This is a genomic window from Ectopseudomonas khazarica (assembly GCF_017915135.1).
Lineage (GTDB): Bacteria > Pseudomonadota > Gammaproteobacteria > Pseudomonadales > Pseudomonadaceae > Aquipseudomonas > Aquipseudomonas khazarica.
Genome location: NZ_CP068551.1, coordinates 3,927,021 through 3,953,822 on the forward strand (window position 1 = coordinate 3,927,021; position 26,802 = coordinate 3,953,822).

The 26,802-nt window shown below is 65.6% G+C and carries 24 protein-coding genes; 12 read left to right on the forward strand and 12 right to left on the reverse strand.

Going from position 1 to position 26,802, the window contains the following annotated elements; translation table 11 throughout:
- Positions 1-268 precede the first annotated feature (268 nt).
- Complete coding sequence (locus JLK41_RS18520; RefSeq protein WP_210389558.1) at positions 269-1,186, forward strand: alpha/beta fold hydrolase; 918 nt, start codon at positions 269-271, stop codon at positions 1,184-1,186.
- On the forward strand, positions 1,183-2,073 hold the full coding sequence (locus JLK41_RS18525) for a metal-dependent hydrolase (RefSeq protein WP_210389559.1): 891 nt from the start codon (positions 1,183-1,185) through the stop codon (positions 2,071-2,073). Before JLK41_RS18520 ends, JLK41_RS18525 begins: the two co-directional genes overlap by 4 nt.
- A gap of 57 nt (positions 2,074-2,130) precedes the next feature.
- Here JLK41_RS18525 and JLK41_RS18530 read toward each other — a convergent pair whose 3' ends face one another.
- Complete coding sequence (locus JLK41_RS18530; protein WP_047586382.1) at positions 2,131-3,606, reverse strand: DNA recombination protein RmuC; 1,476 nt, start codon at positions 3,604-3,606, stop codon at positions 2,131-2,133.
- A 66-nt stretch (positions 3,607-3,672) separates the two neighbouring features.
- Entirely contained in the window at positions 3,673-3,924 is a 252-nt protein-coding gene (locus JLK41_RS18535; protein WP_037049286.1) for an SEL1-like repeat protein, read from the reverse strand.
- On the opposite strand from JLK41_RS18535, the gene JLK41_RS18540 reads away from it, so the two are divergent.
- Positions 3,923-4,219, forward strand: coding sequence for a hypothetical protein (locus JLK41_RS18540; RefSeq protein WP_152489372.1), 297 nt, complete (start codon positions 3,923-3,925; stop codon positions 4,217-4,219). The two genes, JLK41_RS18535 and JLK41_RS18540, sit on opposite strands and share 2 nt — an antisense overlap.
- A gap of 143 nt (positions 4,220-4,362) precedes the next feature.
- On the opposite strand, the gene JLK41_RS18545 is transcribed toward JLK41_RS18540, so the two are convergent.
- Positions 4,363-5,115 (reverse strand): RES family NAD+ phosphorylase, encoded by a 753-nt coding sequence (locus JLK41_RS18545; protein WP_037049289.1) that lies wholly within the window; start codon positions 5,113-5,115, stop codon positions 4,363-4,365.
- 73 nt (positions 5,116-5,188) lie between these two features.
- Positions 5,189-5,560, reverse strand: coding sequence for an XRE family transcriptional regulator (locus JLK41_RS18550; RefSeq protein ID WP_210389560.1), 372 nt, complete (start codon positions 5,558-5,560; stop codon positions 5,189-5,191).
- 134 nt (positions 5,561-5,694) lie between these two features.
- Here JLK41_RS18550 and JLK41_RS18555 point away from each other — a divergent pair, with 134 nt between their 5' ends.
- The 3 genes from JLK41_RS18555 to JLK41_RS18565 all read left to right on the forward strand — a co-directional run bounded on the left by JLK41_RS18555 (position 5,695) and on the right by JLK41_RS18565 (position 8,872).
- Positions 5,695-8,256 carry an intermembrane phospholipid transport YdbH family protein gene (locus tag JLK41_RS18555; RefSeq protein WP_210389561.1) on the forward strand — a complete coding sequence of 854 codons (2,562 nt, stop codon included), beginning with the start codon at positions 5,695-5,697 and terminating at the stop codon, positions 8,254-8,256.
- 4 nt (positions 8,257-8,260) lie between these two features.
- Positions 8,261-8,452 (forward strand): YnbE family lipoprotein, encoded by a 192-nt coding sequence (locus JLK41_RS18560; RefSeq protein ID WP_037049298.1) that lies wholly within the window; start codon positions 8,261-8,263, stop codon positions 8,450-8,452.
- A gap of 81 nt (positions 8,453-8,533) precedes the next feature.
- Positions 8,534-8,872, forward strand: coding sequence for a YdbL family probable chaperone protein (locus tag JLK41_RS18565; protein ID WP_210389562.1), 339 nt, complete (start codon positions 8,534-8,536; stop codon positions 8,870-8,872).
- Between the two features lie 71 nt (positions 8,873-8,943).
- On the opposite strand, the gene grxD is transcribed toward JLK41_RS18565, so the two are convergent.
- The 3 genes from grxD to JLK41_RS18580 form a co-directional block, all read right to left on the reverse strand.
- Complete coding sequence (gene grxD / locus JLK41_RS18570; RefSeq protein ID WP_037049304.1) at positions 8,944-9,270, reverse strand: Grx4 family monothiol glutaredoxin; 327 nt, start codon at positions 9,268-9,270, stop codon at positions 8,944-8,946.
- A gap of 151 nt (positions 9,271-9,421) precedes the next feature.
- Positions 9,422-11,527, reverse strand: coding sequence for a molybdopterin oxidoreductase family protein (locus JLK41_RS18575; RefSeq protein ID WP_210389563.1), 2,106 nt, complete (start codon positions 11,525-11,527; stop codon positions 9,422-9,424).
- Positions 11,528-11,670: 143 nt separating this feature from the next.
- Positions 11,671-12,102, reverse strand: coding sequence for a hypothetical protein (locus tag JLK41_RS18580; RefSeq protein ID WP_047588458.1), 432 nt, complete (start codon positions 12,100-12,102; stop codon positions 11,671-11,673).
- A gap of 1,224 nt (positions 12,103-13,326) precedes the next feature.
- On the opposite strand from JLK41_RS18580, the gene argF reads away from it, so the two are divergent.
- Entirely contained in the window at positions 13,327-14,247 is a 921-nt protein-coding gene (argF, locus tag JLK41_RS18585) for an ornithine carbamoyltransferase (RefSeq protein ID WP_037049310.1), read from the forward strand.
- The gene (locus tag JLK41_RS18590) at positions 14,244-15,350 is read left to right on the forward strand and encodes an ABC transporter ATP-binding protein (protein WP_037049312.1); all 1,107 of its coding nucleotides are present in this window, start codon (positions 14,244-14,246) and stop codon (positions 15,348-15,350) included. The genes argF and JLK41_RS18590 overlap by 4 nt, the downstream gene beginning before the upstream one ends.
- Before the next feature lies 1 nt (position 15,351).
- Here the strand turns inward: JLK41_RS18590 and JLK41_RS18595 are convergent, their stop codons facing one another.
- The 3 genes from JLK41_RS18595 to ybaK form a co-directional block, all read right to left on the reverse strand.
- Positions 15,352-16,158, reverse strand: a complete 807-nt coding sequence (locus JLK41_RS18595) for a PhzF family phenazine biosynthesis protein (RefSeq protein ID WP_210389564.1) — start codon at positions 16,156-16,158, stop codon at positions 15,352-15,354.
- 169 nt (positions 16,159-16,327) lie between these two features.
- Positions 16,328-17,815, reverse strand: a complete 1,488-nt coding sequence (gene glpK, locus JLK41_RS18600) for a glycerol kinase GlpK (RefSeq protein ID WP_210389565.1) — start codon at positions 17,813-17,815, stop codon at positions 16,328-16,330.
- Positions 17,816-17,880: 65 nt separating this feature from the next.
- Positions 17,881-18,351 (reverse strand): Cys-tRNA(Pro) deacylase, encoded by a 471-nt coding sequence (ybaK, locus tag JLK41_RS18605; RefSeq protein ID WP_047588450.1) that lies wholly within the window; start codon positions 18,349-18,351, stop codon positions 17,881-17,883.
- Between the two features lie 99 nt (positions 18,352-18,450).
- Here ybaK and JLK41_RS18610 point away from each other — a divergent pair, with 99 nt between their 5' ends.
- From JLK41_RS18610 to bfr, 3 genes are all read left to right on the forward strand, one after another.
- Positions 18,451-19,209: a DeoR family transcriptional regulator gene (locus tag JLK41_RS18610; protein ID WP_047588448.1), complete on the forward strand. Its 759-nt coding sequence runs from the start codon at positions 18,451-18,453 to the stop codon at positions 19,207-19,209.
- A gap of 164 nt (positions 19,210-19,373) precedes the next feature.
- Positions 19,374-20,903, forward strand: coding sequence for a glycerol-3-phosphate dehydrogenase (glpD, locus tag JLK41_RS18615; protein ID WP_210389566.1), 1,530 nt, complete (start codon positions 19,374-19,376; stop codon positions 20,901-20,903).
- Positions 20,904-21,172: 269 nt separating this feature from the next.
- Positions 21,173-21,643: a bacterioferritin gene (gene bfr, locus JLK41_RS18620; RefSeq protein ID WP_037049325.1), complete on the forward strand. Its 471-nt coding sequence runs from the start codon at positions 21,173-21,175 to the stop codon at positions 21,641-21,643.
- 103 nt (positions 21,644-21,746) lie between these two features.
- Here the strand turns inward: bfr and JLK41_RS18625 are convergent, their stop codons facing one another.
- Both JLK41_RS18625 and JLK41_RS18630 read right to left on the reverse strand, forming a co-directional pair.
- Entirely contained in the window at positions 21,747-24,821 is a 3,075-nt protein-coding gene (locus JLK41_RS18625; RefSeq protein ID WP_037049328.1) for an efflux RND transporter permease subunit, read from the reverse strand.
- Between the two features lie 5 nt (positions 24,822-24,826).
- Positions 24,827-25,930 (reverse strand): efflux RND transporter periplasmic adaptor subunit, encoded by a 1,104-nt coding sequence (locus tag JLK41_RS18630; protein WP_037049332.1) that lies wholly within the window; start codon positions 25,928-25,930, stop codon positions 24,827-24,829.
- Between the two features lie 224 nt (positions 25,931-26,154).
- Here JLK41_RS18630 and JLK41_RS18635 point away from each other — a divergent pair, with 224 nt between their 5' ends.
- On the forward strand, positions 26,155-26,796 hold the full coding sequence (locus JLK41_RS18635; protein WP_037049334.1) for a TetR/AcrR family transcriptional regulator: 642 nt from the start codon (positions 26,155-26,157) through the stop codon (positions 26,794-26,796).
- The last annotated feature ends 6 nt before the right edge of the window (positions 26,797-26,802 follow it).

The window sequence follows — 26,802 nt, forward strand, 5'->3', positions numbered from 1 at the left end:
GCCGTCGCCAACCGTTGCCGGCGCCCCAACCAAGGGCTGGACTTGCTCACCATTGCCCCGGCCGAAAACCGCCGTTGCTGGCGCTGTCCCCCGTTGCAGAGCGCTTCGACACACGCCGGTAACGCCGTAACGCTTGCGCTCGAACGCTGGCGCAACGACTAGGCAAAGGCCACCTGGCGCTCAACAATGACAATTACATCAAACAATGTAATCGTCATTGCCCGGAGCCTGCCATGTTCCCGCTCATCCTGCTCGTCGGTCCTAGCCGATGAACGCGCCCCTGCAACGCCACGACCTGCCGCCGCAGCAACTGGACGTTCACAGCGACGGCCTGCGCCTGCGCAGTTACATCTGGGACAAGGCCGATGCCCCGACCCTGCTGCTGGTGCATGGCTATCCGGACAATCACGAGGTCTGGCTGCCGCTGATCCGCGAGCTGGCCAACGACTACCGCATCGTCGCCTACGACGTGCGTGGCTGCGGCGCGTCGCAGGTGCCGCGACGCGTGCAGGACTACCGCCTGCCACAGCTGGCGCGCGACCTCGAAGCGGTCATCCACACCACCAGCGCAGGTCGCCGGGTACACCTGGTCGCCCACGACTGGGGCTCGATCCAGAGCTGGGAAGCGGTGACCGAACCACGCATCCAGCCGCTGCTGGCGTCCTACACCAGCCTCTCCGGACCGTGCCTCGACCATGTCGGCCACTGGCTGCGCGAACGCCTGAGCCTGCGCCGCCCCAGGGCACTGCTGCAGGCGCTGGGTCAGCTGCTCAGCTCCTGGTACATCGCCTTCTTCCACACCCCGCTGCTGCCGGAGCTGTGCTGGCGCCTGGGTCTGGATCGCGCCTGGCCCTGGTTGCTGAGCTGCCTGGAGGGCGTCAGCGAGCTGCCCCCCAGCAGCACGCAACGCGCCGACGGCATGCGCGGCGTGCAGCTGTATCGCGCCAACTTCATCCGCAGCCTGCTGCATCCGCGTACGCGCAGTAGCCGTGTGCCCCTGCAGCTGATCGTGGCGCTGAACGACCGCTTCGTGCGCCCGCAGCTGTTCGACGACCTGCAGCACTGGGCGCCGTTGCTGACCCGCCGCGAAGTGCGCGCCGGCCACTGGCAGCTGCTGGCCAAACCGGCCAGGCTGGCCGGCTGGCTGCGCGATTACGTCAACGAACTGGAACGAGCGCAACCATGAATCCAGGCAAGCAACCCGCCCTGCAACAGCGCAAGGTGCGCTTCGATTTCAGCGACACGCCTCTGCACTGGGTGCCGAACGAGCCGGAGGCCTCGCACATCATGAACGGCCTGCACCTGTTGCTGCCGGCCGGCGAGTTCTGGTTCTGCAAGGTGTACAACAAGGCCCTGCCGCAGGTCAGCGACCCCAGGCTGCGCGAGGACGTGCGCGGGTTCGTGCTGCAGGAGGCGCAGCACGCCCGAGCCCACGGCAGCGCGCTGACCCCTTACCTGCGCCGCCACGGCATCGATCCGCGCCCCTTCACACGCAAGGTCGACTGGCTGTTCGACAAGCTGCTGTGCGACTACCCCCTGGGAGAAAATCGCCTGAGCCGGCGTCTGCAAACCTGGTGGTTACGCCAGCGCGTCGGCCTGATCGCGGCGGTGGAACACTTCACCTGCGTGCTGGGAGATTGGGTGGTCAACAGCCGTGGGCTCGATCACGCCGACCCGGTGATGCTCGACCTGCTGCGCTGGCACGGCGCCGAGGAAGTGGAGCACCGCTGCGTCGCCCACGACCTGCACGTCCACCTGGGCGGCAGCCTGGCGATGCGCTGGCTGTTCATGCTGATCGCCTCTCCGGCGCTGCTCTACCTGTTCAGCGATGCGATGAAGGTGATGATGCGCCAGGACCCGGCCACGCGTTATCGCCCGGGGTTCCTGCGCATGTGGCATGACCTGGGCAAGCGCGGCCTGCTGCCGAGCACCGCCAGCGTCGGACGTTCCGTGCTGCGCTACTTCGATCCGCGCTTTCACCCGCGCATCGAGGGCGACCTGCAGGCCGCGCTGGACTATCTGGCCAGCTCGCCGGCGGCCCTGCGCGCAGCCGCGGAGAAAGGCGCCGCGTGAACGCCTGGGCAACGCGGGTGCAACGGCGCGGCGGCCTGGATCAGCGCCGAACGCCGCTCACTCGCCCAGCTCATCCAGCGCCGGCAGATCGGCGGAACGCTCGAGCAGTTCGCCCGGCAGGCTCTTGCTGGCGCGTGCGCCCAGCAGCTTGAGGTTCTCCACCCGGCCAACCAGGTTGCCACGCCCTTCGACCAGCTTGTTGCGGGCGCTGGCGTAGGCCTTGTCCAACTGCTGGAGGCGACTGCCCATCTCGTCCAGGTCGGCGACGAAGGCCACGAACTTGTCGTACAGCTGGCCGGCGCGCTCGGCGATCTCGCGGGCGTTCTGGCCCTGGCGCTCCTGGCGCCAGAGGCTGTCGATGACCCGCAGGGTGGCCAGCAGGGTGGTCGGACTGACGATCACCACCTGTTGCTCGAACGCCTCCTGGAACAGGTCCGGCTCGGCCTGCAAGGCAGCCGCGAAGGCCGCCTCGATCGGTACGAAGAGCAGGACGAAGTCCAGGCTGTGCAGGCCTTCGAGACGCTGGTAGTCCTTGCCGGAAAGGCCCTTCAGGTGACTGCGCAAGGAGACGAGATGCTGCTTGAGCGCCTGCTGGCGTACCGCCTCGTCAGCGGCTGCGACATAGTGCTGGTAGGCGCTGAGGCTGACCTTGGCATCGACCACCACCTGCCTGTCGCCCGGCAGACGAATCAGCACATCGGGCTGGAAACGCTCGCCACCGGCGCCCTTGAGGCTGACCTGGGTCTGGTACTCGCGGCCCTTCTCCAGGCCGGCATGCTCCAGCACACGTTCGAGCACCAGCTCGCCCCAGTTGCCCTGGGTCTTCTGCCCTTTCAGCGCTCGCGTCAGGTTGGTCGCCTCGTCGCCCAGGCGCTGGTTGAGCTGCTGCAGGCGCTCCAGTTCCTTGCCCAGGGAGAAGCGCTCGCGCGCCTCCTGCTGATAGCTCTCGTCGACACGCTTCTCGAACGCCTGGATGCGCTCCTTGAGCGGATCGAGCAACTGCCCGAGGCGTTGCTGGCTGGTCTCGGCAAAGCGCTGCTCGCGCTCGTCGAAGATCGCCGTGGCCAGCTCGGCGAACTGCGCGCGCAGCTCGTTGCGTGCACCCTGCAGGTCATCGAGACGCTGTTGCTGGTTGTCGCGATTCTCCTGCAGCTCGGCGGCCAGCGCCGCGCACTCGGCGGTCAGCCGGCGCAGTTCGGCTTCGTTGCGCTCACGTTGCTGGTTCCAGGATTGTGCCGCCTCGCGCGAGATCTGCCGCTCCTGCTGCAGCAACTCGTTCTCGCGACGCAGGCCAGCCAGTTCGGTCTGCTGATCGACCTTGATCTCACTGACCTCGGCCAGCTCGGCGCGGCAGGCATCGAGCTGCGCGAGCACACCGGCCTGGCCGAGTTGTGCGTGTTCCAGGCGCTCCTGCAACAGCGCCTGTTCGCTCTGTTCGCGGGCCAGCCGGCGTTGCAGTGACCAGATGCCGGCCAGGAGCGGCACCAGCGCCGCGACGGCACCGATGGCAAGAGAGAGGGGATCGATTGGCATAGACGCTCCATGTTTGACCGCCGAGCAGTATACCCAGCGGACGATTCACACGGGGCCAGTACGCGGTCAGCGCGACAGACGCTGCAGTTCCTGCTGGGCACCGCGATCACCCGCGCGGGCGGCCTGGCGCAGCAGCTCGTAGCCGATGCGGCGGTCACGGGTGTTGCCGCAGTCGCGGCAGAGCAGCTGACCCAGGCGACTCTGCGCCTGCACGCAGCCTTTGCGTGCAGGCTGCTTGAGCAGGTTGCCGGCGATGCGCTTGACGCTGGGCGTCTTGCCCAGACGCGGATTGTCGAGCAGCCACAGCGCGACGCGCATGGGCAGACGAGAAGAGCTTGGACGGGCTGCGGAGGATGACGACGGTAAAGCGCGAGGCATAAGAAAAACAGGGGTAACTGCCGGGGCGCGCCACTCTACTCCTTTTTTTGCCAAGGTAAAGTCCCGCCAGGCGATTGTTTCGGGCGACTCCGCCAGCCCCGCCACACAATCCACAGAACCTGTGGATAACTCCGTGCACAACTTGGGCGAAAGCGCCGTCAGGCCCGATGCCATGGGCGCTCCGGTCAAACTGACGATTTTTTCACCAATGAAAAAAATGCATATTTTTCATTGACTTAAAAATCAACCACGAAAAATCAAACGTTTAGCGGCGGTTCTGACAGTGAGATGACAGGCTGCCTCAGCATTGTGCACAACTCCGTGCGACATATCCGCGCAGCGCTCTGTTTCGGGGCATCGCCAGCGCTGCGGCAGCATTCATGCGGGGTGTGGCAACTGCCCTTGCACCAGAAACTGCTCCCAGCGAAACAGTCGCGGCTGTCCGGGAACCTGAGCGGGCTTGAACGCCACGTAATCACCCGTGGTTTCGCACAACCAGGCCGTGAGGTTGCGTGGCCGTTTCTCGGCGAACGCCTGCGGCACATAGAGCGCGACATTGCTGCCACCTGCGGGGCAACGCGCCGAGCGGTACTCGAACGCCTGGATATCCGCCGCGCGCATCGCCGCGCCCAGCCGCTGGGCGACGCTGTAATCGCTGGGATGCGCGAGCAGCGCGGCATGCGCATCGAAGGGCGGCAACTGCAACTGGATACCGCGCTCGACGCGATAACGCGCCTCGAAGGTCGAGTGCTCGGAGAGGATGCGCCCACTGGGCGGCGGGCTGAGCATGCCGTTCCACAGCACGAAACGGTAGTACGCCGCCTCGGCCATCGCCGTCTGCAGATGCTGCGCGGCGTAGAACAGACTCGGCTCGTGCACCGTGCCGAAGCGCGAGCCCCAGCGCAGCGGTGGATAACGGAACGGCGTCTTGAGCAGATAGTGCAGCGGCTCGGCAGCCTCGGGCAGCGGCGGCTTGCTGTTCTCCAGCAGGTCTTCGAGCAGCGCCTGCTCCGCCAGGTTGTCCACCAGTTGCGAGGTGGCCACCTGCGCCTGGCTTTCCACCATGCGCAGCAGCTTGCCGCGTAGCGGGCGAACCTGCCGTTCGCCCGCGCATTGTTGCCAGATGTCCATGGCGATCACTCCCGAGAGTAGAGCCTGTGCTCGACGCGGCACGGTCGGCGCGCAGCAGGCTGCGAGTGGCGGCTCAGACCTTGCCGCGAATGGCGTCCAGGTACTCGACGACACGCACCAGGCCCTGTACCTGCCCCATCTGCTGCAGTGGCACGCCAGCCAGATGACGGTTCTCGGTACGCAGGAAGTGCCGCATGTCCTGCAGGTTGCCGCCAAACAGGGCGAACAACGCCCGGTAGGCGCGGATCAGCAACAACGCCAGCTCACCGGTCTTGCTCTGCGGACGCAAGCCGCCGTGCTCCCCCCAGCGACTGATGGCGCTGCGGTGCACACCGACGATATCGGCCAGCTCCTGCTGGGTCAGGCCCAGCTGCTCACGGGTATTGAGCAACGCCTTGGCCAGCACCGCATCGGCATCAGGCTGGCTGCGAATCAATGCACTCATCACATCATCCCTTCAGCTTGTTTTCAACAAAACACATATGAAAAGCCATGAACACACCATAGCACGGAAAGCGGCTTGGCACCCAGGGGAGCATCGGTTAACGTCGGCGCCAGTGCATCGAGCAAGGAGAACTCATGAGCCGCCGGCGTTTCTGGGCGAGCACCTGCGCAGCGATACTGGCGCTGCTGTCGCTACTGGCCTGCTACGCCGGCTACCGCGTGCAGCAACTGCTCGCGGAGCAGCATATCGAGCTGGACTGGCAGCGCCTGAGCCTGTCCTGGCGCGGGGTACGCTTCAGCGACGTCAGCCTGACCCGGCGCCTGGACAGCGAACTCCAGCTGCAGGCCGACCAGGTGCAGCTCGACTGGCTGGCCAGCGAGGCGCCGCGCTACCGCCTGCTGGTGCAGGGGCTGCGGGCCGACTGGCAGGCGCCACAGGCGCAGCAGGACAGCCCGGACACTGACGACCCCGCCCGTCCCCTGCGCGATCTGCTCGACGCCCTGCCCTGGCTACCGCGCCAGATCAGCGTGCGCGAGATGGCGGCGCAGCTGCCCTGCGCAAGCGGTCGCTGCACCCTGAACGGGCATCTCACCCTGCAACGGCTGGACGATGCGCTACTGGTGCAACTGCAGCTGCTGCGGGCAGGCCACAGTGCCACGCTGCAGGCACAGTTGCAGGGGCTGGGCAGCGAGCCGGACAGCAGCCGCCAGCTGCAGATGAGCATGCGCCTGGACGATCAGCCGCAACTGGATCTGCGCAGCGACCTCAGACCCCAGGCCGATGCCGCCATGCGCTGGAGCGGCGACCTGGAGGTCGCCCCCCTGCCCGACCTGGCCTGGGTCAGCACCTGGCTGAGCGAGTGGCTGCCAGCCGCCAGCCCGCAGCTGCCGAGCACGCCACAGCAGGCCGGCGTCAGCGCGCAATGGCAACTGCAGTTGCCTGGCGAGGCCCGGCAGCTCGACGCACTGCTGACAGCCCCCGGCTGGCTGCGGATCGATGCGCGCCTGCCGCAGCCCTGGCCGCTCCCCGGCGTAGGCCCGATCAGCGGTGCGCTGGCGCTCGACCTGCGCAATACCGGCGGCCGCTGGCAGGCGTATCAGGCGCAAGGCGAGCTGCAGCTGGACAGCCGCGACGCGGCCTGGCTGCAGAACGTCCCGGCCGGCCTGCGCCCCGAGCAGCTGCAGCTGGGGATAGCGCCCATGGACAGCGCCACGGACGATGAGCTGGCCCTTCGTCTGACGCTCGCCGCCCAGGGGCCACTCGAACTGCAGGCCGACGCCACGCTCGGCCTGCGCCAGGCCGCAGAGGACTGGGCGCTCGACGTCGGCCAGCTGCAACTCGATGCACGCAGCAAGCGCCTGACGCTGGCCGGCAGCCGCCTCGATGACCTGCACCTGAACCTCAACCTGAGCGGCCATGCCACGGCGCAGCAATGGCAGTTCAGCCTCGGCAGGAACGCAGGCCTTGCTATCCAGCGCCTGCGCGTGGACGAACTCGACCTGCAGCACGTCCAGGCCACGCTCGACGGCATCGACCTGAGTGGCACGCCAGGCTCCACACGCCTGTCCGGGCCGCTGGCACTGCGCGCACGACGCCTGCAATACCCGCCACTGCAGGCGCAGGGTTGGCAGTGGCAAGGCCGCCTCGACGCCAGCGAGGCGAGCCAGGCGCTCGACGGTGCGCTGCTGGCGGACTCGGGCCTGAGCATGGCGCTGAACCTGCGCAACCAGGCCGATGAACTGAGCCTCGCGGCCAGACTCGATGAACTCTTCCTGCGCGCCGGCAATCCGCTGGCCCAGACCCTGGCCAACTGGCCGGGCCTGCTGACGCTCGACAACGGTCGTATCCAGGGCGACGCCACACTGCGCCTGGCCAAGGGCAAGCCGCTGGCGCTGCTGGCCAATCTGAACGGCCGCAACCTGGCCGGCATCTATGACCGCAGCACGCTCGGCGGCGTCGATGCTCAGGCGCAGCTGCGCGTGAACGGCGACCGCCTGACGCTGGAGCTGGCCAACCTCAGCGCCGGGCAGATCGACCCTGGCATCCCTCTCGGCCCGCTGCACCTGCAAGCCAGCTACCAGGCCAGCCTCCGCCAGCCGCTGGCCGGCACCCTGGAACATCGCCGCGCCGAACTGGGCATTCTTGGCGGCAGCCTGAGTCTGGCGCCGGCAAGCTGGGCGCTGGACAAGCCAAGCCAGCTGCTGCCGCTGCGCCTCGAAGGCCTGGACCTGCAGGCGCTGTTTCGCGTGTACCCGGCGGAGGGTCTGGAGGGCAACGGCCTGATCGACGGCAGCCTGCCGCTGCGTATTGGCCAGGGCATCAGCGTGGAGCAAGGCAGGATCGAGGCGCGCGCGCCGGGCGGGCAGCTACGCTTTCACTCGCCGCGCATCCGCGCCATGGGCCAGGCCAACCCGGGCATGAAGCTGGTCACCGACGCGCTGGAAGACTTCCACTACGATCTGCTCGACGGTAGCGTCGACTACACGACCTCCGGCACACTGCAGCTGGGTCTGCGTCTGCACGGGCAGAACCCGGCCATCGAGCAGGGCCGGCCGATCAATTTCAACATCAACCTGCAGGAAGACGTTCCCAGCCTGCTGGCCAGCTTGCAGCTGACCGACAAGGTCAACGACATCATCCAGCAACGAATTCAGCGATGGATGCGCCAGCGTGTCCCTCAAGAGCCCAAGGAGTAGCGCCATGCCCCTATACCGCCTCCTCGCAGTCCTGAGCCTGGGGCTGTTGTGCCAGGCCTGCACGCCGACGGTGCAGCTGGCCATGCCCAACGAGCCGATCAACATCAACCTGAACGTCAAGGTCGAACACGAAATCTATATCAAGGTGGACAAGGCACTGGACAACGTCTTCAACGAAGACAGCGGCCTGTTCTGAGGCAGTCCACGCGTACCCGAGACACCGGGATAGCCGCTGACGGAAACCCGATAGCGCAGCGTTTCCTCAAGGAGAAACATGATGATCCGATACCTTTCGACCCTGCTGCTGGCGTTGACCCTGAGCCTGCCGGCCTATGCCCTGACCCTGAACCAGGCGATGAGCGCCCTGGGTGACGCCAAGGCCAGCGGCCAGCTGGGCGAGCAACCCAACGGCTACCTGGGTGTGGTCCAACCCGGCGGCCAGGCCGACGAGATCGCCCGCCTGATCAACCAGGCGCGCCGCGCCGAATACCAGAAGGTGGCACATGACAACGGCATCAGCCTGAGCGACGTGGAAGCGATCGCCGGCAAGAAGGCCATCGACCGCACGCCCGCAGGCCAGTTCATCCAGCTTGGCGGGCAGTGGGTGAAGAAGTAGAGGCGCCTGCCGCACGCCGAAAAGCAAAGAACCCGCCGAGGCGGGTTCTTTTTTGTCTGCCGGAGCAGCGATCAGGCGTCGGCTTTGCCCACGGCATCCTTGATCAGGGTCTGCAGCTCGCCCTTCTCGAACATCTCGGTGAGGATGTCGCTGCCGCCGACCAGCTCGCCACCGACCCACAGCTGCGGGAACGTCGGCCAGTTGGCGTACTTCGGCAGGTTCGCGCGGATTTCCGGATTCTGCAGGATGTCGACGTAGGCGAACTTCTCGCCGCAGCCCATCACGACCTGGGCAGCACGGGCGGAGAAGCCACACTGCGGGGCGTTGGGCGAGCCTTTCATGTACAGCAGAACGGTGTTGTTGGCGATCTGCTCTTTGATGGTTTCGATGATATCCATGGGGCACCTCAGCATAGACTTCGCGACCCGACGGTCGCCACGGTGGCGCGATTGTAGCGAAAAGCCGAGCACAATGCTCGGCCTTGCCATCGCCGCCTGGCCAGCAGGCCATTCGGCGGCGCATTCGGTACGGCCCCGCGTCGCATCCGCGCTACGCGGCCACCACCTCTACCGGCACGCCATTGAGCACGGCATTGCCTGACAGCGCATCGAGCTGGCGCTCGTCGGTCAGGTCGTTGGCACTGGCCCCGGGCTGGGCACGGGCAATGTCCATCTGCACGCCGGGACGGGCATGCCCCCAGCCATGCGGCAGGCTGACCACGCCGGCCATGACCTCGTCGCTGGCCGCCACCTCCACTTCGATGCTACCGACGCGCGAGCGCACCTGCACCCGCTGACCGTCGGCCAGGCCACGACTGGCCAGGTCCTGCGGGTTCATCAACAGCTGGTGACGCGGCTTGCCCTTCACCAGGCGGTGGTAGTTGTGCATCCAGGAATTGTTGCTGCGCACATGGCGCCGGCCGATCAACAGCAGCTGGTCAGCCGGTTGCGCCTGCTCGGCGAAGCGCGTCAGATCCGCCAGCAGTTGCGCGGGTGCGGCCTGCACTGTCTTGTTCGGAGTCTTCAGGCGCGCCGCCAGGTTCGGCTGCAGCGGCCCCAGGTCGATACCGTGCGGCTGGTAGCGCAGCGCCGCCAGGCTGAGCTTGCGCTCGCTGCGATCACCGTAGGGGCCGAAGCGCAGGCCCATGTCGATCATCTGCTCCGGCGCCATGCTCGGCTTCAGCTCCAGGCTGTTGCGCGCCGCGAACGCCTTGGCCAGGCCAACGAAGATTTCCCAGTCGTGCAGCGCGCCTTCCGGCTTGGCCAGGATCGCCTCGTTGAAGCGCGTGACGTTGCGCACGGCGAAGACGTTGAAGGTGGTGTCGTAGTGGTCGTGCTCCAGCGGCGCCGTGGGCGGCAGGATGAGGTCGGCGTAACGGGTGGTCTCGTTGATGTAGAAATCCACCGCGAGCATGAAGTCCAGGCCTTCCAGCGCCTGCTCCAGCTGCCGGCCATTGGGCGTGGACAACACCGGGTTGCCGGCCACGGTCACCAGCGCACGCACCTGGCCTTCGCCCGGAGTAAGCATCTCCTCCGCCAGGGCCGAGACCGGCAACTCGCCGCCGTACTCCGGCAGCCCGGACACCCGACTCTGCCAGCGGTCGAAATGGCCGCCCGAGGTGCTCGCCACCAGGTCCACCGCAGGCGTGGTGCAGAGTACGCCACCGCTGCGATCGAGGTTGCCGGTGAGCAGATTGATCAGTTGCACCAGCCACTGACACAGGGTGCCGAATGCCTGGGTGGACACGCCCATGCGGCCGTAGCACACCGCCGTGTCGGCTGCGGCGAAGTCCCGCGCCAGCTGGCGAATGGTCGGCGCCGGCACACCGCAGCGGGCGCTCACGCGCTCGGCATCGAAACCGGCAATGGCAGCACGCACCTGCTCCAGCCCCTCGACCGCCAGGTGGCTGGTGCGGGTCAGGCCCTCCTCGAACAGGGTGTTGAGCAGTGCCAGCAGCAGCGCCGCGTCACTGCCCGGACGCACGAACAGGTGCTGGTCGGCAATCGCCGCGGTTTCACTGCGCCGCGGGTCGACCACCACCAGCTTGCCGCCACGGGCCTGGATGGCCTTGAGGCGCTTCTCCACATCCGGCACGGTCATGATGCTGCCGTTGGACGCCAGCGGGTTGCCGCCGAGGATCAGCATGAAGTCGGTGTGATCGATATCGGGAATCGGGATCAGCAGACCATGGCCGTACATCAGGTGGCTGGTCAGGTGATGCGGCAACTGATCGACCGAGGTGGCGGAGAAGCGGTTGCGGGTCTTCAGCAGACCGAGGAAGTAATTACTGTGCGTCATCAACCCGTAGTTGTGCACGCTGGGATTGCCCTGGTACACGGCCACGGCATTCTGCCCGTGGGCGCCCTGGATCGCGCTCAGGCGTTCGGCCACCAGCTCGAACGCTTCGTCCCAGGCAATGGCCTGCCACTGCTCGCCGATACGGCGCATGGGCTGACGAATGCGGTCGGGGTCGTTCTGGATGTCCTGCAGCGCCACGGCCTTGGGGCAGATATGGCCACGGCTGAAGCTGTCCTGGGCGTCGCCCTTGATCGAGCGAATCTGCGTGCTGCCGTCAGGCTGGGTTTCGGTTTCGATGGCGAGACCACAGATGGCTTCGCACAGGTGGCATGCACGGTAATGGAGGGACTTGGTCATGGCCTGGCCTCTTGTTCTGATCCGAGACGACCGGTCAGGTCGCAGGAGGGAACTATGGGCCGGGAGGGAGGACGACGCCAGCAGCGTTCGTCTCATGAATCGGCAGGCATCAAGCCTGCCGATTCAGGCGCGTACCGATCCGATTAACGGATGGAGGTAACGGTGCCTTTCTTGCCGGTAACGCTGACGTTAACGGTCTTGAATACGAAGTAATCCTGAACGTTCACTTCGTAACGCGGGGCGACGATCACGTCAGCACCCGAGGCCTTGACTGCTTTGTAAGCAGCTGCGGACTTGGCGGAAGCGACCGGGTCCAGACCCAGTGCGAAACCACCTTCGCCACCACCGTAGGTCACGCCGTCGGCGAACTGAGTGTCACCACCCAGCTTCAGAACACCGAACAGGATGTTCACCGAAGATTGACCCGAGATGGACTCGCCGACCTTGACGTCTGCCTTCAGGTTAGTCTCGACACCACCACCCAGTGGCAGAGTCGGTTGGCTAACGTTCTGGCTGGCACAGCCAGTCAGCAGGGCGAGAGCGGAGAAGGCTGCGGCGTAGGCTACGTGTTTCATGCAAAACTCCTTTGCACAATTTTCCATGGGTACCCCAATTACGGGGGCAATGCATTGCCTTGGAAAGGCGGCGGCATCCTATGGCCCCGATCTAGAGCGGCGCAAGCGCCGATGTCAGTTTTGTGACATCTCGCACGCGGCTTTGGGAAAAGGCTTACAAAACATGAACTTGTCAGTCGCCGCAGGGGGAGAGGGGGCAACTTGCGCCGCTCTTGATTTCTTCAGGATGCCAGGCAGGAGCGGCGGGGTCGCATCGAACGGGAGCCCCCTCGCAAGGCAAGGCATGAGTTTTCTTCATGCGCAAAGGCTCGCACGTGGTGAGCAGAACGAGGAGTCTTTAAGTCAGGAAAGAGATGACTGCTTACGCTACATCATCAGCAGTGGATGCCAGCCCGGCGCAGTGGCGCCAATCAGGCTTGTTGCAAGGTAAGCGATGGCCAAAGAAGCAGCGCAGAGCACGAGAGCGATTTTCACAGAGTCCTTTCCTGTCAGGCCGTATCCAACGGCAGTGTTTCCAGTCTGCCACTGCCCACAAGCACAAGGCAACACCAGCGAAGACAGCGCCCCATCCAACCCATGTCATAACGCTTTTCACGTCGGGACAGATCAGCAGGGTGATGGTTGAGAGGGAGATACACGAGAGGGTCGAGGCGTAGCGCGACCGGTACATCGTGCAGAATGACCCGGCCATGCATGCCCCGGAACAGGCGCTGAGGCTCACGGAGGGCAGGAGCCGCTACGTGTTCGCACCAGCGTTGATGGTGAGCAAGGACGTGGACTGGATTCGATCCTACTCCACGACCAAGGACCACTTTCGCCAGGCCATGGCCGCACTTGGCATCCGCCAGCGGCCCAGTACACCAACGCGAACATGTGCCTGATGGCCGGCATGAACCCCGCGTTCATTGCCAACCAGCTGGGGCACAGTGTACAAATGTTCCTTTCCACTTTACGCAAGGTGGCTCAATTCGACATCCGACTGGGCCGAACTGCAGAAGCTGGATCAACCGGTGAACGGTACAGAACTGGTACAGACGCCGCCGCGCAATCCCTGAAAACTGCGCCGCTTATGCCCTTCGTTGGCAAGCAGCGACATTTCCTTATAAGATCGCGCCTTCCCCCTGTTTCGTCGCACCCTGCGGCCTCCTGCCGCAAGCACTGCTGTTTTTGCCGGAATCAGTACCGGCAGCGGGCTTGCGAACTGTAGTGAAAAGGTAGTTAACGATGAGCGTCAGACACTTTATCTCGATGATGGATTACACACCGGACGAACTGGTGGGGCTGGTCCGCCGAGGCATCGAGCTGAAGGACCTGCGCAATCGCGGCGTACTCTTCGAGCCGCTGAAGAATCGCGTACTGGGCATGATCTTCGAGAAGGCCTCGACCCGTACCCGCCTCTCGTTCGAAGCCGGCATGATCCAGCTCGGCGGCCAGGCCATCTTCCTTTCCCCGCGCGACACCCAGCTGGGCCGTGGCGAGCCGATCGGCGATGCCGCCATCGTCATGTCGAGCATGCTCGACGCGGTGATGATCCGCACCTTCGCCCACAGCAACCTGATCGAATTCGCCGCCAAGTCGAAGGTGCCGGTGATCAACGGCCTGTCCGATGACTTGCACCCCTGCCAGTTGCTCGCCGACATGCAGACCTACCTCGAACATCGCGGCAGCATCGCCGGCAAGACGGTGGCCTGGATCGGCGACGGCAACAACATGTGCAACTCCTATATCGAGGCGGCGATCCAGTTCGACTTCCAGTTGCGGGTCGCCTGCCCGCAAGGCTACGAACCGGACGCCCGCTTCCTCGCCCTGGCCGGCGACCGCGTGCAGGTCGTGCGTGACCCGCGTGAAGCCGTGGCCGGCGCTCACCTGGTCAGCACCGACGTGTGGGCCTCGATGGGCCAGGAAGACGAGGCCGAGCAGCGCATGGCGCTGTTCCGCCCCTTCCAGGTCACCCCTGCCCTGCTCGACGGCGCGGCCGACAACGTGCTGTTCATGCACTGCCTGCCGGCGCACCGCGGCGAGGAAATCAGCATCGACATGCTCGACGACAAGCGTTCGGTCGCCTGGGACCAGGCCGAGAACCGCCTGCATGCGCAGAAGGCGCTGCTGGAAATGCTGGTCGAACCGGCCTATCACCACGCATGAGCCAGCCACTGCTGCAGCTGCGCGGGCTGAACTGCGGCTACCACGCCCACAAGGTGGTGCAGGACCTCGACCTGCACCTCAATGCCGGTGACATCGGCTGCCTGCTCGGCCCCTCCGGCTGCGGCAAGACCACCACCCTGCGCGCCATCGCCGGATTCGAACCGGTGCTCGAAGGTGAGATCGAGCTGGCCGGCACCGTGATCTCGCGCGCCGGCTTTACCCTGGCACCGGAAAAACGCCGCATCGGCATGGTGTTCCAGGACTACGCCTTGTTCCCGCACCTGAGCGTCGCGGAGAACATCGCCTTCGGCATCCGCAAGCAACCCGACGCCGAGCGCGTGACGCACGAGCTGCTGGAGCTGGTCAAGCTCGGCCACCTAGCCAGGCGCTACCCGCACGAGCTGTCCGGCGGCCAGCAGCAACGCGTCGCCCTGGCCCGCGCCCTGGCGCCGGAGCCGCAGCTGCTGCTGCTCGACGAACCCTTCTCCAACCTCGACGGTGAACTGCGCCGGCGCCTCAGCCATGAGGTCCGCGAGATTCTCAAGGCCCGTGGTACCAGCGCGATTCTGGTGACCCACGACCAGGAGGAAGCCTTCGCCGTCAGCGACCACGTCGGCGTGTTCAAGGATGGCCGCCTGGAACAGTGGGATACGCCCTTCAACCTCTACCACGAGCCGCTGACCCCCTTCGTGGCCAGCTTCATCGGTCAGGGTTACTTCATCCGTGGCCAGTTGCTCAGCCCCGAGGCGGTGCAGACCGAACTGGGCCTGATCCGTGGCAACCGCGCCTATACCTGGGCCAAGGGCAGCGCGGTGGATGTGCTGCTGCGCCCCGACGACATCGTGCCGGACGAGGGCAGCGAGCTGAAGGCGCGCATCGTCGGCAAGACCTTCCTCGGCGCCGCCACGCTGTATCGCCTGCAACTGCCGACTGGCAGCCAGCTGGAGTCGATATTCCCCAGCCACGCCGATCACCAGCAGGGCGACGAGGTGGGTATCCGCATCGCCGCCGACCACCTGGTAGCCTTCCCCGCCCTGGGCAGTGTCGCGGCGCAGTTGCAGCTGAGCGACTCGCCGGGCGTGCGCCGGGTCAGCAGCGACTGAGTCAGAGCAGCAGCTGACCGCTGGCGATGTGGCGGGCGTGGCCGGCGATCTTCACCCGCTCGCCGTCCAGGCGACAGAGCAATTCTCCGCCCCGCGCCGAACACTGGAAGGCGTTCAGCGTCGTGCGCCCCAGGCGTTCGACCCAGTAGGGCATGAGGATGCAGTGCGTCGAACCGGTCACCGGGTCCTCGTCGATACCGATGCTCGGCGCGAAGTAGCGCGAGACGAAATCATGCTGCTGCCCACCGGCGGTGACCAGCACGCCAAGCCCCGGCAGTGTGGCCAGGGCCCGCAGATCCGGCCGCAGCGCACGCACATCGGCCTCCGCGGCCAGCACCACCATCAGCTCCTGCACGCTGCCGTCAGCGTTGAACAAGGCCAGCACCTGCTCCACCTCGAGCCCCAGGGCCCGCTCCGCCTCGTCGCGCAGCACCGGCATGACGGGCTCGGCACGACGCACCGGGAAGTCCAGCTCCAGGCGCTCGCCCCGCCTCGCCACCTGCAGGTCGCCGGACAGACAGGTGAAGTGCAACACCTCGGCGGGATCCTGGTAGATATCGAACAGCACCTTGGCGGCGGCCAGCGTGGCGTGGCCACAGAGCGGCACCTCGCTGGCGGGCGTGAACCAGCGGATGTGCCAGGCACTCCCCTGCCTCACCATGAAGGCGGTTTCCGCCAGGTTGTGCTCGGCGGCGATGCGCTGCATCAGGCCGTCGTCGAGCCAGGCATCGAGGCGATAGACCATGGCCGGATTGCCGGCGAAGGGTTGGTCGGTAAAGGCGTCGACCTGATGAAACGCGAGGGGCATTAGGATCTTCCTGACCGTACGGGAGCGGCCAGCATGCCTGCATGCCACGCCGCGCAACAGGTACAGTTGGCGTTTTCCAGATGCTCATTGCCTGCCGGCAGGAGCGGCTTCAGCCGCGAAGCCTGAGTGAGTGGCGGCTGAAGCCGCCCCTGCGAATCTGGCTCGACGCTCAGCCCTCGCTGCGTACCCGCTTCACCGCATCCAGCCAGCCGGCATAGAGGCGTGCGCGCTGCTCCTCGCTCATGCGCGGCTCGAAGCGCTGCTGACGGTGCCAGTGACTGGCGATGGCCTGCAGGTCGTTGTAGATACCCAGTTTCAGGCCGGCCAGGTAGGCCACCCCCAGCGCCGTGGTCTCGGTCACTTCGGGACGCTCGACGCTGACCCCGAGGATGTCGGCGAGGAACTGCATGACCCAGTTGTTCTCCACCATGCCCCCGTCGACGCGCAGCGCACTGGGCGCCGCCGCACCATCCTGGCGCATGGCTTCGAGCAGGTCGCAGGTCTGATAGCACACCGACTGCAGGCCGGCGGTGACGATCTCCTTGATCCCGGTATCGCGGGTCAGGCCGAAGATGGCGCCACGCGCCTTCGGGTCCCAGTAAGGCGCGCCCAGGCCGGTGAACGCCGGCACCAGATAGACGCCGCAGGCATCGCCGGTGGCCTCGGCGAGAGCCTCGCTGTCGCGCGCATGGCTGATCAGCTTGATGCCATCGCGCAGCCACTGCACGGCGGCCCCCGCGACGAAGATGCTGCCCTCCACCGCGTAGGTCACCTTGCCATCGAGGCGGTAGCCCACCGTGGTGAGCAGGCGATTCTTCGAGCTGACCGGCTGCTCGCCGGTGTTCTGGATCATGAAGCAGCCGGTGCCATAGGTGCTCTTGACCATACCGGGCTCGAAGCAGGCCTGGCCGATCAACGCCGCCTGCTGGTCGCCGGCCATGCCCAGTACCGGAATGCTGGCACCGAGCAGCTGGCTGTCGGTGTGGCCAAAGTCGGCGGCGCAGTCGAGCACTTCCGGCAGCAGGCTGGCGGGGATATCGAACAGCGCGAGCAGTTCCTCGTCCCAGCACTGCTGGTGAATGTTGAACATCAGCGTGCGCGAGGCGTTGCTGGCGTCGGTACGGTGCACCTTGCCGCCAGTCAGGTGCCACAGCAGGTAGCTGTCGACGGTGCCGAAGCGCAGTTCGCCACGCTGTGCACGCTCACGGGCGCCGGGCACGTTGTGCAGAATCCAGCGCAACTTGGTGGCCGAGAAATACGGATCGATCAACAGGCCGGTCTTGGCCGCGACCATCGCCTCATGCCCCTCGCCCTTCAGCCCCGCACAGTAGTCGGCGGTGCGCCGGTCCTGCCAGACGATGGCCGGATGGATCGGCTTGCCGGTCTCGGCGTCCCACACCAGCGTGGTCTCGCGCTGGTTGGTGATGCCGATGGCGGCGATCTCCGCACTGTCCAGACCACTGTCGGCGATGGCCTTGCGGCAGACCTCGAGGGTGGACGACCAGATTTCCTCGCCGTCATGCTCGACCCAGCCGTCCTGCGGAAAGTACTGCCTGAACTCCTGCTGGGCACGCGCAACCGGCAACCCCTCGGCACTGAAGATGATGGCGCGAGAGCTGGTGGTACCCTGGTCGATGGCTAGCAGGTACTGGGGCATGCAAGATTCCTTGTTGTTATCGTGAATGGTGTCGCTGTTGACCACAGCGGGGGCGTCCGGCGCGCTCAAGCCTTGCCGATGGCCGCGAACTGCCCTTGCGTGTGCTGTGCCAGGGTATCAGCCGATAGCTCCAGCTCCAGCCCGCGCCGACCGGCGCTGACGTGAACGCTGGCATGCTGCCGGGCCGACTCGTCGATGAAGGTGCGCAGGCGCTTCTTCTGTCCCAGCGGGCTGATCCCGCCCACCAGGTAGCCCGTGGCGCGCTGCGCGGCAGCCGGGTCGGCCATGTCGGCCTTCTTCGCCCCCGCCGCCGCGGCCAGTGCCTTGAGATCCAGGCTGCCAGCCACTGGCACCACGGCGACCAGCAACTCGCCCTTCTCGGTGGCGGCGAGCAGCGTCTTGAACACCCGCGCCGGGGCCAGGCCAAGCTTCTCTGCCGCCTCCAGGCCGTAGGACGGCGCCTTGGGATCATGCTGATAGCTGTGCACCTGGTGCTCGGCCTTGGCTTTTTTCAACAGGTCGATTGCTGGAGTCATGTTCGAATGTGAAAACGCAATGTGAAGATGCCCTACATTAACAGGCCCAAAACCCCCATAGCTACAGCCTATAATGAGTGACCCTCAAAGGAAGCGCTCATGAATCTCGCTCCCCGCCAGCACGACATCCTCAACCTCGCCCGCGAACGCGGCTACGTCAGCATCGACGAACTGGCCCAGGCGTTCGCCGTCACTCCGCAGACCATTCGCCGCGACATCAACCAGCTGGCCGAGCATGGCCTGTTGCGTCGCACGCATGGCGGCGCGGCCTGCGAGTCCTCGAGCATCCAGAACACCGCCTACGGCATGCGCGCCGGGCAGATGCGCGACGAGAAGCAACGCATCGCCGAAGCCGTGGCCGCACAGATCCCGGACCACGCCTCGCTGTTCATCAACATCGGCACCACCACCGAAGCCATCGCCCGTGAACTGCAGAACCACAAGGGCCTGAAAGTCATCACCAACAACCTGCATGTCGCCACCCTGCTCAGTGCCAAGGCCGACTTCGAGGTGCTGGTGACCGGCGGCACGGTACGCAGCGACGGCGGCATCGTCGGCCAGGCGGCGGTGGATTTCATCCAGCAGTTCAAGGTCGACTACGCCATCGTCGGCATCAGCGGCATCGACGACGACGGCAGCCTGCTCGACTTCGACTACCAGGAAGTCCGCGTCTCCCAGGCTATCATCGACAACGCACGGCAGGTCCTGCTCGCCGTCGACTCCAGCAAGTTCGGGCGCAACGCAGTGGTGCGCCTGGGCTCGATCGCCCTGGTCGACCGCGTCTTCACCGACAGCGCGCCCTCGGCTGCCATCACCCGCCTGCTGCACAGCCACAAGGTCCAGCTCGACCTGGTCTGATGGCCACGCCCTGGCATTGACCTGCCCGCCCGGCCACCTGGTGGATCCTGCATGACCACTCGGCGCGTGATCGCGCGCCGGGGTAGCGGAACTGCACATCTTCGTCTAGCATATTTTCGAAAGTGAACATTCACACATTCGAATCCAGTAGCCGAGCGTGCCAGATGCCCCACGACCAGTTCGCCAGCCCCGTAGCGGAAGTCTATGACCTCGCCATCGTTGGCGGTGGTATCAATGGTGTAGGCATCGCCGCCGATGCCGCCGGTCGAGGCCTGTCCGTGTTCCTTTGCGAAAAGGACGACCTGGCCAGCCACACCTCCTCGGCCAGCAGCAAGCTCATCCACGGCGGCCTGCGCTACCTGGAGCACTACGAATTTCGCCTGGTGCGCGAAGCCCTGGCCGAGCGCGAAGTGCTGCTGGCCAAGGCCCCGCACATCGTCAAGCCGATGCGCTTCGTCCTGCCGCATCGCCCGCACCTGCGCCCGGCCTGGATGATCCGCGCCGGCCTGTTCCTCTATGACCACCTGGGCAAGCGCGAGCGCCTGCCGGCGTCGCGTGGCCTGCGCTTCGGCGCCGGCAGCCCGCTCAAGCAGGAAATCACCCGCGGTTTCGAATACTCCGACTGCTGGGTGGACGATGCCCGCCTGGTGGTGCTCAATGCCATGGCTGCACGGGAGAACGGCGCGCACGTTCATCCGCGCACCCGCTGCGTCAGCGCCCGGCGCAGCAAGGGGCTGTGGCACATCCACCTGGAACGGGCCGATGGCAGCCTGTTCTCGATTCGCGCCCGTGGCCTGGTCAACGCCGCCGGCCCCTGGGTCGCGCGCTTCATCCGCGAGGACCTCAAGCAACAGTCGCCCTATGGCATCCGCCTGATCCAGGGCAGCCATATCGTCGTGCCAAGGCTCTATGACGGCGAGCAGGCCTACATCCTGCAGAACGAAGACCGCCGCATCGTCTTCGCCATCCCCTATCTGGAGCGTTTCACCCTGATCGGCACCACCGACCGCGAATACCAGGGCGACCCCGCCCAGGTCGCGATCAGCGCCGAGGAAACCGATTACCTGCTCAAGGTGGTCAACGATCACTTCAAGCAGCCGCTGAGCCGCAGCGACGTGCTGCACAGCTTCGCGGGCGTGCGCCCGCTGTGCGATGACGAATCCGACGAGCCGTCGGCGATCACCCGCGACTACACCCTGTCGTTGTCCGGCGCGCCAGGCGAGGCGCCGCTGCTCTCGGTGTTCGGCGGCAAGCTGACCACCTATCGCAAGCTGGCGGAATCCGCCATGCAGCAACTGGCCCCCTTCTTCGCCAACCTCGGCAGCGCCTGGACCGCGAACGCGCCACTGCCGGGCGGTGAAGACATGGACAACCTCGAGGCCCTGGTCGACGCGCTGTGCGCCCGCTATGGCTGGCTCCCCACCAGCCTGGCGCGACGCTGGGCCTGCAGCTACGGCAGCCGCACCTGGCGCCTGCTCGACGGCGTGCACAACCTGACCGATCTCGGCGACCACCTCGGCGCCGGGCTCTACACCCGCGAAGTGGATTACCTGCGCCGCGAAGAGTGGGCACGCAGCAGTGCCGACATTCTCTGGCGCCGTAGCAAGCTCGGCCTGTTCATGACCCCGGCGCAACAGACCCGCCTGCAGGATTACCTGCACAGCCACGACCCGCATTCGGCCAACGCCGCCTGAGATTCTGCGTGCCTCATGCCCCGCTCTGCGGGGCTTTTTATTGGGCGAGAAAAAATATCTTGCGCTCGTTACCCGGTGTACGAACAACGCGACAACTTGGCGCAACTTTTTTATTGCGTTAATTCAATAACTTGGCGCCATGATGCGGAATGAAAACATTCGTATTCAGTTTTATTTTTACTTATGTTTCAAGAACTTAGGTTTGACAGACATGGAAACGCGGCAGAAAATTCGAGGCTGTCACGGTCATTGAAACAGCAGGAGCGAACATGAAAGGCGACAAGAAGGTCATTCAACACCTGAACAAGATTCTCGGTAACGAACTGGTCGCCATCAACCAGTACTTCCTGCATGCCCGCATGTACGAGGACTGGGGCTTGAAGAAGCTCGGCGAACACGAGTATCACGAGTCCATCGACGAGATGAAGCACGCCGACAAGCTGATCAAGCGCATCCTGTTCCTCGAGGGCATTCCCAACCTGCAGGACCTGGGCAAGATCCTGATCGGCGAGAACACCAAGGAAATGCTCGAATGCGACCTGAAGATCGAGCACAAGGCGCACGGTGACCTCAAGGCCGCCATCGCCTACTGCGAGAGCATCGGCGACTACGCCAGCCGTGAACTGCTGGAAGAGATTCTCTGCTCCGAGGAAGATCACATCGACTGGCTGGAAACCCAGCTCAGCCTGATCGACGCCGTCGGCCTGCAGAACTACCTGCAATCGCAGATGGACGAATAAGCCTCATCGGCAAGACAGAAACGGGAGCCAAGGCTCCCGTTTTTTGTGGCCGCTCGCCCGTGCTGGAGCGGCCTCGCAGGGGCGCGGCAGCGCCGCCCGAAGGTCAGCGCGCTTCGCTTTCCTTGACCCGAAACCAGGCCGCATAGAGCGCCGGCAGGAACAGCAGGGTCAGCGCGGTGGCCACCACCAGCCCGCCCATGATGGCCACGGCCATCGGCCCGAAGAACACGCTGCGCGACAGCGGGATCATCGCCAGCACCGCCGCCAGGGCCGTCAGCACGATGGGGCGGAAGCGCCTCACCGTCGCCTCGATGATGGCGTGCCAGCGATCCAGGCCATGCTCGACGTCCTGCTCGATCTGATCCACCAGAATCACCGAGTTGCGCATGATCATCCCGGCCAGGGCAATGGTGCCGAGCATGGCGACGAAGCCGAACGGCTGCTGGAAGATCAGCAGGAACAGGGTCACCCCGATCAGCCCCAGCGGCGCGGTGAGGAACACCATCGCCGAGCGCGAGAAGCTCTTCAGCTGCAGCATCAGCAGGGTCAGCACCACCACGATGAACAACGGCACGCCGGCGTTCACCGACTTCTGCCCACGCTGCGAATCCTCCACCGTTCCGCCGACCTCCAGCAGGTAGCCGTCGGGCAGCTCGGCGCGGATCGGCTCCAGGGTCGGCAGAATCTGCTGGGTCAGGGTCGCCGGTTGCTGCTTGCCATAGATGTCGGCGCGCACGGTGACATTGGGCAGGCGGTTGCGGTGCCAGATGATGCCTTCCTCGAAGCCGTACTCCAGGGTGGCGACCTGCGACAGGGCCACGCTGCGGCCGCTGTCGGTGGGAACCGCCAGGCTCGGCAGCAGGCTCAGGGCCTTGCGCTCCTGCGGCGTGCCACGCTGGAGAATCTCGATCAGCTCATTGTCCTCGCGGTACTGGCTGACGCTGGTACCCGACAGCGAGCCCTGCAGGAAGCGCGACAGCTCGGCGGTGTTGACCCCCAGCGCCCGAGCGCGGTCCTGGTCGATGTTGAGGATCACCACCTTGCTCGGCTCTTCCCAATCCAGGTGCACGTTGACCACATGCGGGTTCTCGCGCACCTTGTCCGCGACCTGACGGGCCAGGGCGCGCACCTCGTCGATGTGCTCGCCACTGACGCGGAACTGGATCGGATAGCCGACCGGCGGGCCATTCTCCAGGCGGCTGACCCGGCTGCGCAGGGTCGGGAACTCGTCGTTCATCACCTGGATCAGCCAGGTGCGCAGGCGTTCGCGCTCCTCGATGCTCGATGCCAGCACCACGAACTGGGCGAAGCTGGCGGCCGGCAACTGCTGGTCCAGCGGCAGGTAGAAACGCGGGGAACCGGTGCCGACATAGGCGACGTAGTTGTCGATGCCGGTCTGTTCCTTGAGCAGTTTCTCCAGGCGGTGCACCTCGGCCTCGGTGGCGCTGAGGGACGCCCCCTCCTCCAGCTTGATGTCGACCATCAGCTCCAGGCGACCGGACGCCGGGAAGAACTGCTGCGGCACGAAGCGGAATATCACCACCGAGCCGACGAACAGGGCGATGGTCAGCATGATCACCGTGATGCGGTGACGCACGCACCACTGCACCGTGGCCCGTACGCGACGATAGAACGGCGTCGCGTAGGGATCGTGGCCGGCAGCGCTGCCGCCATGCTTCGCCGCATGCAGCTTGGCCAGGTCGGGCAGCAGCTTGTCGCCCAGGTAGGGCACGAACATCACGGCGGCGATCCACGAGGCGATCAGCGAGATGGTCACCACCTGGAAGATCGAGCGGGTGTACTCGCCGGTGCCGGACTGGGCAGTGGCGATGGGCAGGAAGCCGGCAGCGGTGATCAGGGTGCCGGTCAGCATCGGGAACGCCGTGCTGGTCCAGGCGAAACTGGCCGCCTTGAGCCGGTCGAAGCCCTGCTCCATCTTGATCGCCATCATCTCCACGGCGATGATCGCGTCGTCCACCAGCAGGCCGAGGCCCAGCACCAGCGCCCCCAGGGAAATCTTGTGCAGGCCGATGCCCAGGTAGTACATGGCGGCGAAGGTCATCGCCAGCACCAGCGGAATCACCAGCGCCACCACCAGACCGGTGCGCAGGCCCAGCGAGAAGAAGCTGACCGCCAGCACGATCACCAGCGCTTCCACCAGCACCTTGACGAACTCGCCCACGCCGGTCTTCACCGCCGCCGGCTGGTCCGACACCTTGCTCAGCTCCATGCCCAGCGGCAGGGTCTGCTGCAGGCGGGCGAACTCGGTTTCCAGCGCCTTGCCGAGGACCAGGATGTCGCCGCCGTCCTTCATCGACACGGCGATGCCGATGGCGTCCTCGCCCATGAAACGCATGCGCGGTGCGGGTGGATCGTTGAAACCGCGCTTGACCTCGGCCACATCGGAGATGCGGAAGGTACGGTCAGCGACGCGAATGGGGAAGTCGCGGATCTCCTGCACCGATTCGAAACGCCCGGTGACGCGCAGCTGGATGCGCTCGCTGGCGGTTTCGAAGAAACCGGCGGCCGTCACCGCGTTCTGCGCCTCGAGGGCCTGCTGCACGGCGGACAGCGGCAGGCCCAGCGTCGCCAGCTTGGTGTTGGACAGCTCGATCCAGATCTTCTCGTCCTGCAGGCCGACCAGCTCGACCTTGCCGACATCCTTGACCCGCTGCAGTTGCAGCTGGATGCGGTCGGCATAGTCCTTGAGCACGGCGTAGTCGAACCCGCTGCCGGTCAGGGCATAGATATTGCCGAAGGTGGTGCCGAACTCATCGTTGAAGAACGGCCCCTGGATGCCTGGTGGCAGCGTGTGGCGGATATCGCTGACCTTCTTGCGCACCTGGTACCAGAGGTCCGGAATCTCCGCGCTGTGCATGGAGTCACGCGCCATGAAGGTGACCTGGGACTCCCCCGGGCGGGAGAAGCTGGTGATGCGCTCGTACTCGCCGGTCTCCATCAGCTTCTTTTCGATGCGTTCGGTGACCTGACGGGAAACCTCTTCCGCCGTGGCACCCGGCCAGATGGTGCGGATCACCATGGCCTTGAAGGTGAACGGCGGGTCCTCGCTCTGCCCCAGCTTGGTGTAGGAAATCGCCCCGACGATGGCGAACAGTAACATGATGTAGAGGACGATCTGACGATGACGCAGCGCCCAGGCCGACAGGTTGAAGCTCATGCGGCTTACTCCTTGGCGGCCAGTTCGACGTTGCGATTGTCACGGTCCACCGGGCGCACCCTGAGCCCCTCGCGCAGGACCTGAACACCGGCAGCCACGATCCAATCGGAAGCGTTCAGCCCCTCCAGCACCGGCACGCGCTCGTCGCCATAGGCGCCGATCCGCACCGGGCGACGCTGCAGCTTGTGCTCCTTGGGATCGACGACCCAGACGAAGGGCTGGTCCTGCTCGGCACTGAGCGCCGACAGCGGCACCGACAGCGGCACCACGCCGTTGCTGGCGATGAACACCCGCGCACTCTGGCCCAGCTCGGCCGGCACCTTGCCCTCGACGAAGGCGACGCGCGCGGCGAAGGTCCGCGACTGCGGATCGGCGGCCGGCGCCATCTCACGGATACGTCCCGGGAAACGCTGATCGGGCTGCGACCACAGCTCCACCTCCACCGCCTGGCCGATCGCGAACCGGCCGAAGCTCTGTTCCGGCAGGCTGATCGACACCTCGCGTTCACCGTCGGCAGCCAGGGTGAAGACCGTCTGACCGGCTGCGACCACCTGCCCGACCTCGACCGAGCGACGCGCGATCACGCCGTCCTGCGAGGCGCGCAGCACGGCGTAATCGGTCTGGTTGCGGGCCACGTCATATTCGGCCTTGACCTGATTCAGCCGCGCGGCACCGGCGCGGTACTGGTTCTCGACGTTGTCGAACTGCGACCGGCTGACCAGGTTGCGCTCGAGCAGTGCCTTGTAGCGCTCGCGCTCGGCACGCACGGTCTGCAGGTTGGCCTCGGCCGCCGCCACCTGGGCGCGCGTGGCCTCCAGCTGCAGGCGGACGTCCTGCGGGTCGAGTTCGGCCAGGGGCTGGTCCTTCTTCACCCGGTCGCCGACGTCGACCATGCGCTTGGCCACCTTGCCGGCAATGCGGAAGGCCAGTTCCGGTTCGTAGCGCGCCCGCACCTCGCCCGGGTAGCTGTCGACCAGGGCGGTCGCTGGCTGCGGCTGAACGACCATGGCAGGGCGAATGGGCTGTTCGACCTGCTGACCATTGCCACAGGCAGACAACAGCAAGACCAGACCCAGAGACGAAACGAGAGGAACGACGTGGCGGGACATGTGCAAGACCTTTCGGAGAAGGTTTGAGGGCTGCCCCCTGGAGCGGCCGGCAGCGCCAGTGCGACGCGGTGGCAGACTGGAAGCGCGTTCAGCGCCGCGGCTTTATCTGCCCTCGCCCCGCCCTGATCGCCTCGTCGACGCGCCAGGAAGAGTCCTTTGGAATATTTGTACTGCCGGGTATAGTAAAAATAGCAAACTCGCCAGTCCAGTATTAAAATCAGCCAATGCCTGACAAGTTGTTACAACCTTCCGGTCCCGGTCGACCCAAGGACCCCGCCAAACGCCGCGCCATTCTCGACGCGGCGAAGAACCTGTTCCTGCGCAACGGCTACGATGGCAGCAGCATGGACGCGATCGCCGCCGAGGCCGGCGTGTCCAAGCTCACGGTGTACAGCCACTTCACCGACAAGGAGACGCTGTTCTCCGCCGCGATCAAGGCCAAGTGCGAGGAGCAGTTGCCCGAGCTGCTGTTCGAACTCCCGGATGACGTGCCGCTGGAAAGCCAGTTGCTGGGCATCGCCCGTGGCTTCCTGGCCCTGATCAACAGCAGCGAGTCCGTGGAGATGCACCGCATGATGGTCAGCCTGGCCAGCCAGGGCTCGAAGCTGTCGCGGATGTTCTACGAGGCCGGACCGCAGCGGGTCCAGGAGGAGATGGAGCTGCTGCTGCGCAAGGCCTCCGAGCGCGGCCTGCTGCAGCTGGACGACCCGCACCGGGCCGCCGACCACTTCTTCAGCCTGCTCAAGGGCGGCGCGCACTTCCGTCTGCTGATCGGCTGTGGCGACCCGCTGCAGGGGGCAGCGGCAGAGCACCACGTGCAGGACTCGGTTCAGCTGTTCCTGCGCGCCTATCGCGCCGACCGCTAGATAGGC